This window comes from Kitasatospora sp. NPDC058406, assembly GCF_042722765.1.
GTDB lineage: Bacteria > Actinomycetota > Actinomycetes > Streptomycetales > Streptomycetaceae > Kitasatospora.
Genome location: NZ_JBHXKE010000253.1, coordinates 1 through 12,749, shown reverse-complemented (window position 1 = coordinate 12,749; position 12,749 = coordinate 1). Strand labels below are relative to the sequence as shown.

General features: G+C 71.9%; 13 protein-coding genes and 1 pseudogene. 6 read left to right on the top strand and 8 right to left on the bottom strand.

Annotation, left to right across the window (positions count from 1 at the left end; all coding sequences use genetic code 11):
• Positions 1–255 precede the first annotated feature (255 nt).
• Positions 256–1,452, top strand: a complete 1,197-nt coding sequence (locus ACFWOG_RS34030; protein ID WP_380363085.1) for a hypothetical protein — start codon at positions 256–258, stop codon at positions 1,450–1,452.
• Positions 1,453–1,782: 330 nt separating this feature from the next.
• Positions 1,783–2,214, top strand: a complete 432-nt coding sequence (locus ACFWOG_RS34025; protein ID WP_329883489.1) for a peptidase inhibitor family I36 protein — start codon at positions 1,783–1,785, stop codon at positions 2,212–2,214.
• Between the two features lie 100 nt (positions 2,215–2,314).
• Here the strand turns inward: ACFWOG_RS34025 and ACFWOG_RS34020 are convergent.
• Positions 2,315–2,920, bottom strand: a pseudogene (locus ACFWOG_RS34020) (porphobilinogen synthase); the annotation flags it as partial.
• A 219-nt stretch (positions 2,921–3,139) separates the two neighbouring features.
• Here ACFWOG_RS34020 and ACFWOG_RS34015 point away from each other — a divergent pair.
• The gene (locus tag ACFWOG_RS34015; protein WP_380363083.1) at positions 3,140–4,327 is read left to right on the top strand and encodes an MFS transporter; all 1,188 of its coding nucleotides are present in this window, start codon (positions 3,140–3,142) and stop codon (positions 4,325–4,327) included.
• A 72-nt stretch (positions 4,328–4,399) separates the two neighbouring features.
• Here the strand turns inward: ACFWOG_RS34015 and ACFWOG_RS34010 are convergent, their stop codons facing one another.
• Both ACFWOG_RS34010 and ACFWOG_RS34005 read right to left on the bottom strand, forming a co-directional pair.
• The gene (locus ACFWOG_RS34010) at positions 4,400–5,128 is read right to left on the bottom strand and encodes a hypothetical protein (RefSeq protein ID WP_380363081.1); all 729 of its coding nucleotides are present in this window, start codon (positions 5,126–5,128) and stop codon (positions 4,400–4,402) included.
• Between the two features lie 552 nt (positions 5,129–5,680).
• Entirely contained in the window at positions 5,681–5,950 is a 270-nt protein-coding gene (locus tag ACFWOG_RS34005) for a hypothetical protein (RefSeq protein ID WP_380363079.1), read from the bottom strand.
• On the opposite strand from ACFWOG_RS34005, the gene ACFWOG_RS34000 reads away from it, so the two are divergent.
• Both ACFWOG_RS34000 and ACFWOG_RS33995 read left to right on the top strand, forming a co-directional pair.
• Positions 5,949–6,146: a hypothetical protein gene (locus tag ACFWOG_RS34000; protein ID WP_380363077.1), complete on the top strand. Its 198-nt coding sequence runs from the start codon at positions 5,949–5,951 to the stop codon at positions 6,144–6,146. The genes ACFWOG_RS34005 and ACFWOG_RS34000 overlap by 2 nt on opposite strands.
• A 169-nt stretch (positions 6,147–6,315) precedes the next feature.
• Positions 6,316–6,705: a roadblock/LC7 domain-containing protein gene (locus tag ACFWOG_RS33995; RefSeq protein WP_380363075.1), complete on the top strand. Its 390-nt coding sequence runs from the start codon at positions 6,316–6,318 to the stop codon at positions 6,703–6,705.
• 178 nt (positions 6,706–6,883) lie between these two features.
• Here the strand turns inward: ACFWOG_RS33995 and ACFWOG_RS33990 are convergent, their stop codons facing one another.
• Together ACFWOG_RS33990 and ACFWOG_RS33985 are read right to left on the bottom strand one after the other, a co-directional pair.
• A complete protein-coding gene (locus tag ACFWOG_RS33990) occupies positions 6,884–7,561 on the bottom strand; it encodes an NUDIX domain-containing protein (protein ID WP_380363073.1) in 678 nt (225 codons plus the stop codon).
• A complete protein-coding gene (locus ACFWOG_RS33985; protein WP_380363071.1) occupies positions 7,558–7,941 on the bottom strand; it encodes a DUF4406 domain-containing protein in 384 nt (127 codons plus the stop codon). The genes ACFWOG_RS33990 and ACFWOG_RS33985 overlap by 4 nt, the downstream gene beginning before the upstream one ends.
• 48 nt (positions 7,942–7,989) lie before the next feature.
• Between ACFWOG_RS33985 and ACFWOG_RS33980 the strand changes: the two genes are divergently transcribed.
• Positions 7,990–8,748: a DeoR/GlpR family DNA-binding transcription regulator gene (locus ACFWOG_RS33980; protein ID WP_380363069.1), complete on the top strand. Its 759-nt coding sequence runs from the start codon at positions 7,990–7,992 to the stop codon at positions 8,746–8,748.
• A gap of 696 nt (positions 8,749–9,444) precedes the next feature.
• On the opposite strand, the gene ACFWOG_RS33975 is transcribed toward ACFWOG_RS33980, so the two are convergent.
• From ACFWOG_RS33975 to ACFWOG_RS33965, 3 genes are all read right to left on the bottom strand, one after another.
• Positions 9,445–10,209 carry a hypothetical protein gene (locus ACFWOG_RS33975; RefSeq protein ID WP_380363067.1) on the bottom strand — a complete coding sequence of 255 codons (765 nt, stop codon included), beginning with the start codon at positions 10,207–10,209 and terminating at the stop codon, positions 9,445–9,447.
• 276 nt (positions 10,210–10,485) lie between these two features.
• Complete coding sequence (locus ACFWOG_RS33970) at positions 10,486–10,722, bottom strand: hypothetical protein (protein WP_380363065.1); 237 nt, start codon at positions 10,720–10,722, stop codon at positions 10,486–10,488.
• A gap of 488 nt (positions 10,723–11,210) precedes the next feature.
• Entirely contained in the window at positions 11,211–12,041 is an 831-nt protein-coding gene (locus ACFWOG_RS33965) for a PIG-L family deacetylase (RefSeq protein ID WP_329952417.1), read from the bottom strand.
• Positions 12,042–12,749 lie beyond the last annotated feature (708 nt).

The window sequence follows — 12,749 nt, the reverse complement described above, 5'->3', positions numbered from 1 at the left end:
CCGGGGATTCCCGGGGCCCGGGCTGCCGCCGCGCCGCCACGGGCGTGCGGGCAGACCGGTGCGGGGCATCGCCGACACTGCTGTCGGGTCGGGTGCGGCGGTCCCGTTCGCGCCCAGCCGGTGCGCGCGGAGGCCGCGCCGGAAGGCCGACGGCCCTGACGGCTCGTCTGTCGGTGGCTGCGTCTAGGGTGCTGGCGACGATGGCGAGTCCGGGTCCTGTCCCACGTACCTCGCCGCGAGGATCTGGAGACCGGTATGCGTTCTTTCGTGGTGGCGGATGTTCCCGAGACGGACGACGCGGAGGCGTGGCTTATCTACGCGGACGTGCTGACCGCGGCCGGCGACCCGCGGGGAGCGGCGATCCGTCTGGAGCACGCGTGCGACGCCGACGGCGGGGCCGCGGGTGGGGACCGGGCCCGGCTCGCCGGGCTCTACGCGGAGGTGGAACGGCAGCTCGGTCTCGACGGGCTGCGCACGGACGGCTCCTGGCGGTTCACCTGGAGGCGGGGCTTCCTCGACGAGGCACGGTTCGCCCTGGCCGAGGACACCGGGGCGGGGCGTCGGGCGCTGGTCGAGGGGCTGTTGGCGGACCACCCGTGGGCCGCGGCCGTCGATCTCACCGACCCCGAGCGCTGGGAGGGGGCGCTGATCGACGCGGTGCTGTCCCACCCCGTCGCCCACCGGCTGCGCGTGCTGGAGCTGCGCCTGACCGACTACCACCACTCCGCCGAGCACTCCGCCCGCTCGCTCGCCGGCGCCCCGCGCCCCCGGCTGGAGCACCTGTCCTTCGGCTACGGGTTCGAGTTCCTCTACGAGGACGGCAGGACGTCGACGGGCGGCCGGATCGATCCCATGGACTACCACGGCGACGGGCTCGTGCAGACGGCTCCGTGGGATTCGCTGCCCGCCCTGCGCACGCTCGAACTCCAGGGGGCGTTCCTCCTCGGCTCGATCCTCCACGACGGCCTGACGCGCCTTCGCGTCCGTGGTCCCGCGACCGGCGACGGGGCCTACTTCGACCTCGGGTCGACGCGAGGTGTGGAGTCGCTGGTGGTGGAGGCCGAGTGCGACGTCTTCGGAGGGTGCTGTCCCGTCGAGCAGCTCGACGAGCTGACCACGGCGGGGTTCCCGGCGCTGAAGCACCTCGACCTGGGCGGGTCGGAGTTCGACGCGACCTCGTTCGAGCTGTTCTCGGCGCTCGCCGAATCGCCGATCCTCCCTCAGCTGGAGAGCCTCACCCTTCCCGACCTGCGGATCGGGCGGTCGGACTGCGAGGGCGAGCCGCTGGCCGTCCTGGCCCGGTGGGCACCGAGCTTCGCCCACCTCGCTCTGGGCGTGCGGGGCACCGTCGACGTCGAGGGCGCCGACGGGCCGGAGGTCGACCGGCTCTTCCCCGGAATCGGCGCCGGTTCGCTCGCGGTCGGCACCGCTGTGGAGCGAGAGGGCGACTGACGTCCGGCCGGGTCGGCTGTCCGGCTCCCGTAATCAACCACCGACCACCCGACTCCGGTTCCCGGGTCGGGAATGGCTGCGTTTCTCTCGACCGAATCGAGCGGCCGACCGATGTCGGTCGGCCCCGTGTTCGAGGAAAGAGCCTCGCAGGTAACCCTTTCGTGTGAACTCGCGAAGTCGGCCGCATGCGGAAACGATTCGGCTGGACAGGCCCTCTGTAGCCCCTCCGCATCTGCCGACGAGCGCACTGCCGTGTGCCACCGGTCCGCCGCCCGTTCGGCCCGACGCGTCATCACCCCCTCGCACGGAGAACTACGAAGGGAACATCGCATGCGCAGCATATGTGCCCGTACGACGTTGGCGGTCGCCGGCGCGACCGTGGCCCTGGCCACGGTGCTGACCGGCACCTCGCCCGCTCAGGCCGATTCCGGCAGCAGCGCGGCCGTCGCGCGACCCCGGGACAAGATCGCCTGTCCCCGTGGGTTCGTGTGCATCTACCCGGACATCGACTTCGTCGGCCAGCCGTACGTCAAACGCGCCGTCGACGGGAGTGTCCGGCACCTGCCGGACTACATCCGAGGGGCGGGGAGCTCGGTGATCAACAACAGCGGCCGGACCGCACGGGTCTACCAGAAGGACAACTACTTCGGGCGGCACGTGTGCGTGGGGAGCGAGGGCGGCTCGATCCACGACCTGCGCTCGTACCAGCTCAACGACGTCACGCACTCGCTGAGGATCAACAACACGCCCTGCGGCGCCTGATACCTCCGGTGTCGGCACGGACAGTCCGACCCTCTCACCAGAGACCGGAGGGCCAGGCTGTCGGGGCTGCTCCCGGCGGGACGTCCGGAGCCGTGACCGCGTAGGCGGGCACGGCGGCTTCGGGATGTCCCGCCCGGTCCGGCGCGGCACGGATCGTGGTCACCTGGCCGACCGTCATTCCACTCGGCCCGACGACGTGCGCCCCGGCTTCGATCTGTGCCACGGCCGTCTCACCGTAGATCCGCAGCGTGCGGTCGTCGTCCACCTGACCGTGCTCGTCGAGCACCCCGCAGTGACCGTGGTCGGTGAACTCGTCGACGCACACGTGGACATGATCACCGTGCCGTCGCCCACCTCGGCCCGCACATCGCGCAGCGCCGCGTTCAGCACGCCGCCCGGGTCGAGGCCCCGGGTCCCCTCCGCGTCGTACGCGACCGGAGTTCCGAGAATCGTCACGCCGCCGACGCCCGCTTCCGTGGCTTCGACGACCGCCTTGCGCAGCGAGTCACGGGTGTGGTGGACGACGCCGGGCATCGAGGTGATGGGGATCGGCTCGACGGCGCTTTCCCTTGACGAACATCGGCAGCACCAGCTGACGCGGTTCCAGGCTGGACTCGGCGACCTGTCGCCGCAGGGCAGGGGTTCGCCGAAGCCCTCGCGGGCGCTGTTCCGGAAGCACCGATGACCTCCGCGATGCCGTGCGCATGCGATGACAGGTCCTTCCGGACTGCTGGTTGGCGTAGATACCCTTCGGGTTGTCAGGAGGCCGTGCTTTCAGGTCCGGAACCCGCCACAGTCACTCGATCGAGAGTCCGGTTCGACCACCAACCCTCATGATCGGAACGACAACAGCCACTTGGGGAGATCGAAGGCTCCGAGCGCGTCTACCGGCTGGGCTCATGACCGGACATGAGGGAGTGAATCTGTGCGGACCGAGTTGGAACCCGAGACCGAGACCGAGACCACCGACAAGCGCTCCTTGCGGTACGCGCTGTTGATCGCGCTGGCGAACGGGATCGGCTACATGCCGTTCGCGCTGACCATCCCGGTCCTGCCCGGCTACGTCACGGGTCGGCTGCACGGTGGTCCGGCGGAGGTCGGCGCGGTCATCAGCGGGTACGCGCTGACCGCGTTGCTGTCCCGCCCGGTGTCGGGCGCGCTGATGAACCGCCTCGGCACCCGGGCCCTGACCATCGGCGGAACGGTGCTGACCACGCTCGCCACCGTCTGCTACCCGCTCGCCGGATCGATCGCCGAGCTGATCGGCCTGCGGATGCTGGTGGGCGTCGGCATGGGCGCGATGCTGGCCGTGGCCGGGGTCTGGCCGGTGCAACTGGTCGCCAGGGACCGGCAGAGCTGGGCGCTGGGGCTGGGCGGTACCGTCAACTACGTGGCCATCGGCCTGGGTGCTCCGCTGGGTAGCCTGATCGATCACCTGGTGGGCACGGCGGCCGCGTTCGTGATCTCCGGGCTGATCGCCCTGCTCGTCATCCCGATCGCCCTGTGCGTCCCCGAGGTGCGCTTCCCGCCGAAGACGGAGCGGACCGGCACCGACAAGGGCCGGGCCCTGCTCGGCACCGCGCTGCCCGGCGTCGCGCTGATCTTCACCGCGTTCGGCTTCGCGGCCGTCTCCAGCTTCGCGGTCGCGAAGTTCGACGACCTCGGCATCGCCGGGGGAGCGGCGGTGGTCACCGCGTACTCCCTGACCGTGGTGCTGTTGCGGGTGGCGGGCACCTGGATCCGCTGGGAGGCCACACGACCGGTGGCACTGGCCTGCCTGTTCCTCGTCGAGGCTCTGGGGATCGCGCTCCTCGGGGTGGCGGACGGCCTTGCCGTGGGCGTGATCGGCGGTGTCCTCATCGGTGTGGGCATGTGGCAGATCTACCCGGTGCTGGGGCTGTTCGTGGTGCGCTCGGTCAGTGAACGCCAGCGCGCCACGGCGCTGTCCACCTTCGGGGCCTGCTTCACCGCGGGCCTCGCCGCCGGGAGCGGCGCCCTCGGGCTGGTGGCCCGGGCCGCCGGGTACCAGACGATGTTCCTCGTCTGCGCGGCCTGTGTCGGTCTTGGACTGCTGGTGGCCGTGGCCGCGGCCCGCGTAGCCCGGATCGGCTGACAACTCCCCGATGACGGGGTGTCCTCGGCGCGTGGTGAGCGGCAGTCGGACACCCCGCCCCGGGAAGGGGTGTCAGCCGGCCGGCCGGGGGCGCCAGGTGATCGTGGTGATGGAGGCGGTCATGAGGAGCCAGCCGAGCACGGGAACGGCCAGGGTGGCGGCGAGGGGCAGCTGGGACGAGATGAGGGTGAGGCAGCCGAAGAGCGCCATGGCGGCGACGAAGACGGCCATGGCGGCGTAGAAGGGGGTCGCTTGCGCGCCGGTGCGTGACCAGGTCAGTCCGTGGGCGGTGAGTGCCGATCCCAGGGCGGCCAGGAGGGCGATCTCGAGGGAGATCAGCCAGGGCGTGCCCGCGTTCTGGGCGCGGTGCCCCTGGTAGGAGACCTCGGCGACCCGCCCTCGGAAGACCGTCAGGTCCACGTCCGCGCCGGTCGTCGTGGCGTTGTAGAAGGCCGAGTCGACCGTGTAGCTGCGCCGGGGAGCCTCGTCGGGTACGGCCGTCCCGCGCGCCACGGTCAGCGTGTAGACGGTCGAGTCGCCGCTGGTGGCGGCGTGCCTGGCCGTCACCCTGCCACTCGCGCGCTGTGCGCAGTCCGTGCCGGGCGCGTGTTCGGCCGTGCCGCAGATCGGGGCGTTGCGGTAGGCGCTCGCCGCGTCGTTGGCGTCGACGAACCAGCCGAAGCCGAGAACCGTGGCGGCCAGTCCTGCCAGAAGGAACAGGCCCTGCGTCAGTGCGCGGGCGACCGCTCCCGGGGGCCGGGGCCGGGTCGGCGGCTTCGTGTCCCTGATCCGAGCGTTCATCGCAACCCCCATCGATCGCGTCCACGAGCACCTCCCCGATGCCCTTCGGGAATGATTCCAGGGAAGTGCCCGGCCGGGTGAGTAACCCGTCGTCCTTGTAGCGAAGTTGTGGATATTCCGGCCCGACGGGATCGCCCGATCCTTTCCGCGGTCGACTCGTCGAGGACGAAGTGTTGTCCGGTTGGATTCGGTGGAACGGCCTCCTCCCGGTTCGCGCGGACGACTTTCCGGGCCTCCTTGAGGTGGGCCGTGCCGTGCCGGGCCGGGGAAGGACGACGGCCCTCCACCATCGGCAGCGTGGCGGTGGATGCCCCCGGCTGCGTCGGCCGCGCCCGCCCTCACCCCGGAGACCGTCTTCCCGGCTTCCGTAACGAGTGGATGTCGGACCAGGACGGAGAAGCAGTGCGGGACTCGGTTACTTGTCACCGGCCCCCGTCGCACTCGGCACACGCAGGAGGGCCGGTACCTCCCTCAAGACGCTTGCCGTGGACCACGGCATCGGCGAGAGGTCCGCCGTCGCTCCTCCACGCCAGGATGGTTCATGTTCCAGCATCACAGCCACGGCCGTCGGGTCGGTGCGCTCCTGGCCGCCGTGGTGGCGGTGGGAGCCGCGTCCGTGGGCCCCGCCGCCGCTGCGGTGCCCACCACCTCCCCGGCGCCCGCCGCGCCCACCGCGCCACCCTCCGGCACGTCCGCGAAAGCCGTGACGCCGCCCCCGCCGGCCCGGCCCTCCGCAGCGGCGCCGACGCCCGCGCCGTCGGCGGCGCGGGTCTTCGCCGCCGCTGCCGCAGCGGTGGCGCCCTCCTCCACACCCGCGGTCATGGAGGACGTACCGAGGGAGGCGGACACCGGCACGGACGATGACGCACGCCGTCCGGCGGTGGCGCGCTCCTCCGCCCCCTCGTCGTTCGTCCTCGCCACGGGTGGCGTGCTGCTGGCCGCCGGGCTCGTCCTCACCCACCGTCTCCGCAGGAGCAGCGCCCGGCGCCGGGCTCAGCACGCCCGAACCCTGCCCTGACACAAGGGCCGCCCGTCCGACGGGCAACCCCGCCAGGTGCCGGACCGCAGGCAGCCTGCCTCCCGACCTGACCGGCGGCCCGGCCGGTCCGAGGAAGCGAAGGTCGCTTCCGCCGGCCCATCGAACGCTCGCCGTACCGAGCGAACCGGTCGACAGAGAAGAGCACGAAATGAGCAGCCAGATACCGACCGCCGTGCTGGTCGACGAACTGAAGGCGCTCCGCGACGAGGTCACGGGCGTCTCGGAGAGCCTCATCTCCACGGCGGACGGCCTCCTGGTGGCCGCCGACACGGACACCGTCCACCCCGAGTCGGCCGCGGCGCTGTCGGCGGCCATGCTCGGCCTCGGCCGGCACGCCGCAGCCGAGGCCGGCGTGGGCGGCCTGTGCGACATCGTCACCCGCTGCCACGGTGGCTACGTGGTGGTGATGGCGATCGCCGAGCAGGCCTTGCTGACGGTCATGGGTGACGAGGGCCTCGACCTCACCACCCTGTACCAGAGCTCGCCCACCACGCTTCGCCGACTGGGCGAGCTGCTCGGGGTGGTCCCCGTGCCCTGAGACGCGGCCCGGGCCGGTGGAGCGCGGCTGTCCGGGGCAGCGGACGCCGCTGCCGGACCACTCGCGCGCGGCACGACGGGACCCTGACCCGGCAGGCAGGTAGTCGCACGGCGTCGCGGATCGGCCAGGACAGCACTACGGGTGCCCGGCTCGGTGCCGGGCCACCGGGCAGGGTAGGTCAGCGGCCGCCCGCGGCGGGGGCGAAGGGCCCGTCGAGTGCTGCCCATTGCAGGAGCAGGATGGTCTTCCCGTCGGTGATGCGTCCGTCGCGGGTCATGGCGAGGGCCTCGGCGAAGGACAGTTCGAGGACCTCGATGTCCTCGCCGTCCTCCTCGAGTCCGCCGCCGCTCCCGGTCCGGGCGGCCGGGGTGTAGGGGGCGGCGAAGAAGTGGAGGCGTTCGGTGACGGATCCGGGGCTCATGTAGGCGTCGAGGACGTGGGTGAGCGGGCCGAGGGCGACGCCCAGTTCCTCGGCGCTCTCGCGTCGGACGGCGGTGGGCGGGTCGTCCGCGTCGAGCAGTCCTGCGGCGGCTTCGACGAGCATGCCGTCCGGGTGGTCGTTGACGTAGGCGGGGTAGCGGAACTGGCGGGTGAGCAGGACGCGACCGCGTTCGGTGTCGTAGGGCAGGACGACGGCGCCGTTGCCGCGGTCGTAGGTCTCGCGCTGCTGGGTCTCCCAGCGTCCGTCGCGGCGCCGGTAGTCGAAGGTGGTGCGGCGTAGGACGTGCCAGCCCCGGGAGGTGAGCTCGACGTCGCGGACCAGGATGTCGGGGTTGCGGTCCAGGCCGCGTCCGGCCCGGTCGAGGCCGGTGCGGCCGCGGTGGTCGGGGGTGTCGATACCCGGGCGGCCGGTCACGCCGTCTCCTGCGGGGTGAGGCGGGGGATCTCGGCCACGTCGTGGTAGATGGGGAGGCCGCGTCGGTGGGCGACGGCGACGTCCTGGTCGGCTCCGGTGGAGTCGCCGGGCAGGCGCAGTACGGCGTCGCAACGGGCGAGCAGGCGCTCGGCCGTGGGGTAGAGGACCTGGTCGGCGAGGGGGTCGGTGGGGCCCGCGCCGGCGGAGCGCAGGACGGGCAGGGCGATCCACTCCCCGATCACGGGGAGGTGGCCGGCGGCGAAGACGGGCCAGGCTGCGGCTTCGAGGCGGGCGAGGTTGGCGGCCATGGCCTGCGGGTCGCCGTCGGTGCCGGATCGGTAGGGGCCGGCGATGAGGATGAGCATCGGCTTGTCGGGCATGGGCGCTACACTACAGGCAGAAACGTGCAAGAACAGGAGAGAATGCGGATGTTGGCTGCTGAACGGCGCGACCACCTGCTCGGTCTGCTCGCCCGCGAGGGCAAGGTCGTCGCCAAGGAGGTCTCCGCCCAACTGGGCATCTCCGAGGACAGCGTGCGGCGCGACCTGCGCGACCTCGCCGCCGAGGGACTCTGTCAGCGGGTCTACGGCGGCGCCCTGCCCGCTTCGCCGGCGGTGGTCGACTACGCCGCCCGGCAGAGCGTGGCCCCGGACGGCAAGCGGAAGGTCGCCGCGGCGGCTGCCGCGCTGGTACGACCGGGCAGCACGCTGATCCTCGACGGCGGCACCACCGCCCTCGCCGTCGCCCACGCGCTCCCGCGTGATCTCGTCTGCACCGTGATCACGCACAGCCCGACGATCGCCGCGGCGCTGCTCGACCACCCACGGGCGGAGCTCTTCCTGATCGGGGGGCGCGTCTTCAAGCACTCGGCCGTCACCTGCGGCGCCGCCGCGGTCGAGGCCGCGCAGAACGTCTCCGCCGACCTGTGCCTGCTCGGTGTCACCGGCGTGCACCCCGAAGCGGGACTGACCACCGCGGACGCCGATGAGGCCGCGATGAAGCGCGCCCTGGCCGCGCGGGCCGCGGACACCTACATCCTGGCCTCGTCCGAGAAGATCGGCACGGCTTCGCGGTTCCGCGTCCTGCCCTGGGAGAAGGTCAGCGGCCTGATCACCGACGCCGACCCCCACGACACGGTCGTCGAGCAACTCAGGGCGCACGGAGTGGAGATCCTGGCGGCCGACTGACGGCTACGGCGTTCGACTGCGGTAGCCGTCGGCAGGCGCAGCGTGCGGAGCGGCGTCAGGGCGGTGGTTCGTCGGAGTGGAGCCTTCGAAGGGGGTGGGGCCGGTTCGGCGCGGTGGTCGGCCGGTGATCGTGAACGGCGGGGTCGCGGGTCGCGGTGTCGTCATCGGGGCCGGCATGCTTCGGGGCGGTGCAGCCCGGAGCGAGGGGCGCCGGGGCGTGGTGGGGCGGGGGCGAGATGACGTCGGTGGGCGGTCGGTGGCGCATGGCCGGGCGGTTGGTCGGTGCCGTGGTGGGTGTGCTGGTGGTGGGGCAGCCGCCGGCCTGCGGGTGGTGGGCCGTCAGATCGGCATCGTCAGCTGGGGCTCCGCCAACTGCGGCACCGACTACCCCTCCGTCTACACCGGCACCGGCGCCCACCGGCTCTGGATCACCGCCAAGACCGGCATCTGACCACGTCGAGCGCGTGCCGTCGACCATGGCGTGGGCCATCACGGGTACGGAGTGGGCCTGCGGCCGGTCGAGTGGGGTGTGGGAGGTGACGCCTCTCCCCGGCGGGTACGGCCCGGCCGCAGGCGCAAAGGGCCTGCGGCCGGCGGCCGGTGAAACGGAGCGTGCACTGAGCCCGCCGCCCGCGCAGGGGCCGGTCTTACGCACCGACCCCGACGGGGTTCGGGCAGCGGGCCGCTTCCGGAACCTCAGCCCGCGGTCTCGCTCCGGGCGGGCACCGCGGTGTACAGGCCGCGTCCGGGGCGCTGCGCGCGACCGGCCTTGGCGAGGCGTTCCAGCTTGGTGCGGATGGTGTTGATGTTCCCCTGAAGGGTGTCCAGGCCCAGCCGTTCGGTCACCTCGCGGGCTCGCAGGGGCTCCGCGGCCTGGGCCAGCACCGTCAGGACGCTGTCCGCTTCGACCTCCTGGCGCCGCCCGCCCGCCGTGGACCCGGCCGGTTCGGCGGTTGTCCGGCTGGCGGGCGCCGCCTTCTTGGGCGCTGCGGGCGTGGCCGTGGACGCCCGCTTTGCCGCGGCGGGCCCGGTGTCCTTCGCCACCTTCTTCGCGATCTTCTTCGCACGGGGGACGGAGGCCTTGGCCTCCTGCACGGGTGCGGCCGCAGCCTTCGGGACGGCCGGCTTCCGGACGGCGGCCTTCCTCGGGGTCCGGGCCGCAGGGATCGGCGGGACCGGCTGGGCCGCAGGGACCGGCGAGGGTTCCGCCTCCGGGGTGTCCGTCGTCGCCGCATTGTCGTGGCCGTCGGCCGCGGCCTCGGCCGGGACAGGGGCCAACTCGTCGGCGAGCGGCTCTCGTTGCCCGCCGAGTGGCGTTCCGGTCAGAAGGCGCAACCCCTCAAGTGCCTTGGTGATGGCCTCCTCTTCCCGCACGGCGGCTGCGACGTCCTCCTCCGCTCGGCGACGCCGTTCCAACACGGCGGGCAGTCGCTCCTCAAGCAGGGCGATCGTCGATCCCACACCGTTTTCCGTACCGAAGGCGCTCTCGATTCCCACAACACTCCCACCGTCTCAGCCGTCAGTCGTTGCAGTAATCTACGGCTCGCCGCGCCGGTTGTGGGGGGATTGGCCGAATGTCACCCGGCAGGGGCGCCGGGGCGGCGCCGGCGAACCCTGCGACGACTCCGCACCTCATCCTGAAACGATCGGGCGCAGGGGGTTCCAATCCCTTCTCCACCACGTCGAACGACGGTGGGCCGCCGGCCGTGCGGCCCACCGTCAGTGCGTTCCTGCGGCTCAGTAGAAGACCACGGAGAGCCGCGCCGGGCCGGTCTCGGTGGTGGTGTCACAGAAGTAGACGACGGCCTGGTGGTTGTTCACGTAGGCCTGGCCGGCCGCGTGGCAGGAGGCGGCGGTCGGGTAGATGCCGATGTAGGTGTAGGTGGCCGCCTGGGCGGTCGGAGCGGCGATGAGGGCGCCGCCGGCCACGATCCCGGCCACGGCCGCGGTGGAGAATGCCTTGCGAAGCGACATGGTGGTCTTCCTCCCATTGGTGAGCGCCGGGGTTCCGTGCCCCTGCGCTTCGCCGAGGAGCCTCCTCCGAATGTGTCGGCGAGGCAATGGTAGAGACCAATTCCGACCGGAAGCAGTGTGGTGTTTCTGTGACGGTGCAGTTCACGGGCCTGCCTGGCGGGCTGACGATCATCTTCCGGACAGTTTTTTGCACTGTCCGGAAGATGACAGTCCGCCAGTGACGGCTCTCCGTGGACCACGGTGCACCGGCCGGGGCGGTGACGCCCCGGGGGTGTGGTCGAGGTGTGGGGCGGTTCTCGGGGCTGCCGGCCGGGTGCGGTGTCCTCGCGCGCTCGCCGTTCGCAGCTCAGTGAGAAGGATCCAGCAGCACCGACCCGGCGCAGCCGGCGGAACGGATCGCCACCGCCGTCGGGTCGGTGCTGCTGTGGACACCACGCGGTGTCGCGGGGCGCTGCCGGGGCCTGGAGGGCTCCGCCGGGCGGGGCGGCTCAGCGAAGGCCGGCGAAGAGGTCGTTCTCGGGGAGCTCCGCGCCGGTGGTGTCGTGGACCCGGAGGAAAGTCTCGACACCCATCAGCTGGGTGAACTTCTCCTTGCCCATCTTCAGGAAGAAGATGTTCTCGCCCTGGCTGGCGTGCGCGGCCAGCGCGTCGAACTTCTGGCCTCCGAACCCGGTGGTGTCCACCCAGGTGGTGATCTCCTCGTCGGGGAGGCCGATCTCGGGCATCTCCGACTCCTCGGAGCCCGGCTCCTCCCACTCCCCGCCGAGCTCGCGCATGACCTCCCCGAACCGCGCCATCATCGAACGCGGGGCCGTCGTCCAGTACACCTTCGGCGCCGTGCCGGCCAGCTCCAGCGCCCTCGACGTGATGCGGTTGGCCTGGATGTGGTCGGGGTGGCCGTAGAAGCCGTTCTCGTCGTAGGTCACGACCACGTCGGGCCGGTACTGCCGCACCAGGTCGGCGAGGCGGGCGGCCGCCTCGTCCACCGGTGTCGTCCAGAACGAGCCGGGCGCGTCGTTGGCGGCCCAGCCCATCATCCCGGAGTCCCCGTAGTCGAGCATTTCGAGGTGGCTGACCTTGAGGACCTCGCAGCTGGCCTCCAGCTCCTGACGGCGCATCGCGGCGACGGCGGCCGGGTCGTGTCCCGCCTCGCCGGGCTTGACTCCTCCCGGTCCGTCCCCGCAGGCGCCGTCGGTACAGGTGACCAGCACCGTCCGGATGCCCTCGGCCGCGTAGCGGGCGAGCACACCTCCCGTACCGGTGGCTTCGTCGTCGGGATGGGCGTGCACGGCCATGAGGGTCAAGGGCCGGTCGGTCATGGGGTTCATCCTTCGGTCTGCCGAGTGTTCGGCCTCAGTGTGCGGCACGGGTCTGACAGAGAACGGTTCACCGTGTCTCTGAATCGACTGTTGGAAACGACGGGGGCGCCGAGTCCTATTCCGGTGTGCTCGCGCCACGAGCCGCCGCCGGTGGTTGGTCGGTCGTCACCCACGACGCACGACGGATCCCGCAGAGCGCCGGCCGGTTTCTGGGTCTTGCGCGCGTGCCCGTGCACGCACGGGCAACACCGCGGGCGCGCCGCTCGCTAGGCTCGGTTTCGGGCTTCCGGGCACCGCGCGGGGGCGGGCATGAGAGTCGTCCGGCCTCGCCGCCGGTGCCACGCCCCTACCGCTCCGCACGTCGACGGGCCGTCGCCGTCGCGGCGGCAGAAGGGAGCGACCGTGCAGAACAGGTTCTGTGGGACTTCCTGAGGGCTCATCCAATGCCTTCGATCGCTTCGTCGGGGCGATGGTTAGCCACCTGGTCAGCCTCGTGATCACGTGCTGGCCGGAACGAGGCCATCTGTCTCAGGCTGGAACCGCACTGCGGTGAGGACACCCGTCCTCGTGGCCGACTACTAGCCTCACGTCCTGTCGGCGGGCCCGTCAACTCGGGTAGATGCAGCAGCATTTCGGCGGCGCTAGGCGTCCCTGCCGTGCTTTGCTGCCGGGTTTCCCAGGCGCGGTTCGACTGGCCTGTGATTTACG

Coding starts and splice junctions, on each gene's coding strand:
- ACFWOG_RS34030 (WP_380363085.1), top strand. CDS start 256: ATGCGTTCTTTCGTGGTGGCGGATGTTCCCGAGACGGACGACGCGGAG.
- ACFWOG_RS34025 (WP_329883489.1), top strand. CDS start 1,783: ATGCGCAGCATATGTGCCCGTACGACGTTGGCGGTCGCCGGCGCGACC.
- ACFWOG_RS34010 (WP_380363081.1), bottom strand. CDS start 5,128: ATGAACGCTCGGATCAGGGACACGAAGCCGCCGACCCGGCCCCGGCCC.
- ACFWOG_RS34000 (WP_380363077.1), top strand. CDS start 5,949: ATGGAGGACGTACCGAGGGAGGCGGACACCGGCACGGACGATGACGCA.
- ACFWOG_RS34005 (WP_380363079.1), bottom strand. CDS start 5,950: ATGACCGCGGGTGTGGAGGAGGGCGCCACCGCTGCGGCAGCGGCGGCG.
- ACFWOG_RS33995 (WP_380363075.1), top strand. CDS start 6,316: ATGAGCAGCCAGATACCGACCGCCGTGCTGGTCGACGAACTGAAGGCG.
- ACFWOG_RS33985 (WP_380363071.1), bottom strand. CDS start 7,941: ATGCCCGACAAGCCGATGCTCATCCTCATCGCCGGCCCCTACCGATCC.
- ACFWOG_RS33980 (WP_380363069.1), top strand. CDS start 7,990: ATGTTGGCTGCTGAACGGCGCGACCACCTGCTCGGTCTGCTCGCCCGC.
- ACFWOG_RS33970 (WP_380363065.1), bottom strand. CDS start 10,722: ATGTCGCTTCGCAAGGCATTCTCCACCGCGGCCGTGGCCGGGATCGTG.
- ACFWOG_RS33965 (WP_329952417.1), bottom strand. CDS start 12,041: ATGACCGACCGGCCCTTGACCCTCATGGCCGTGCACGCCCATCCCGAC.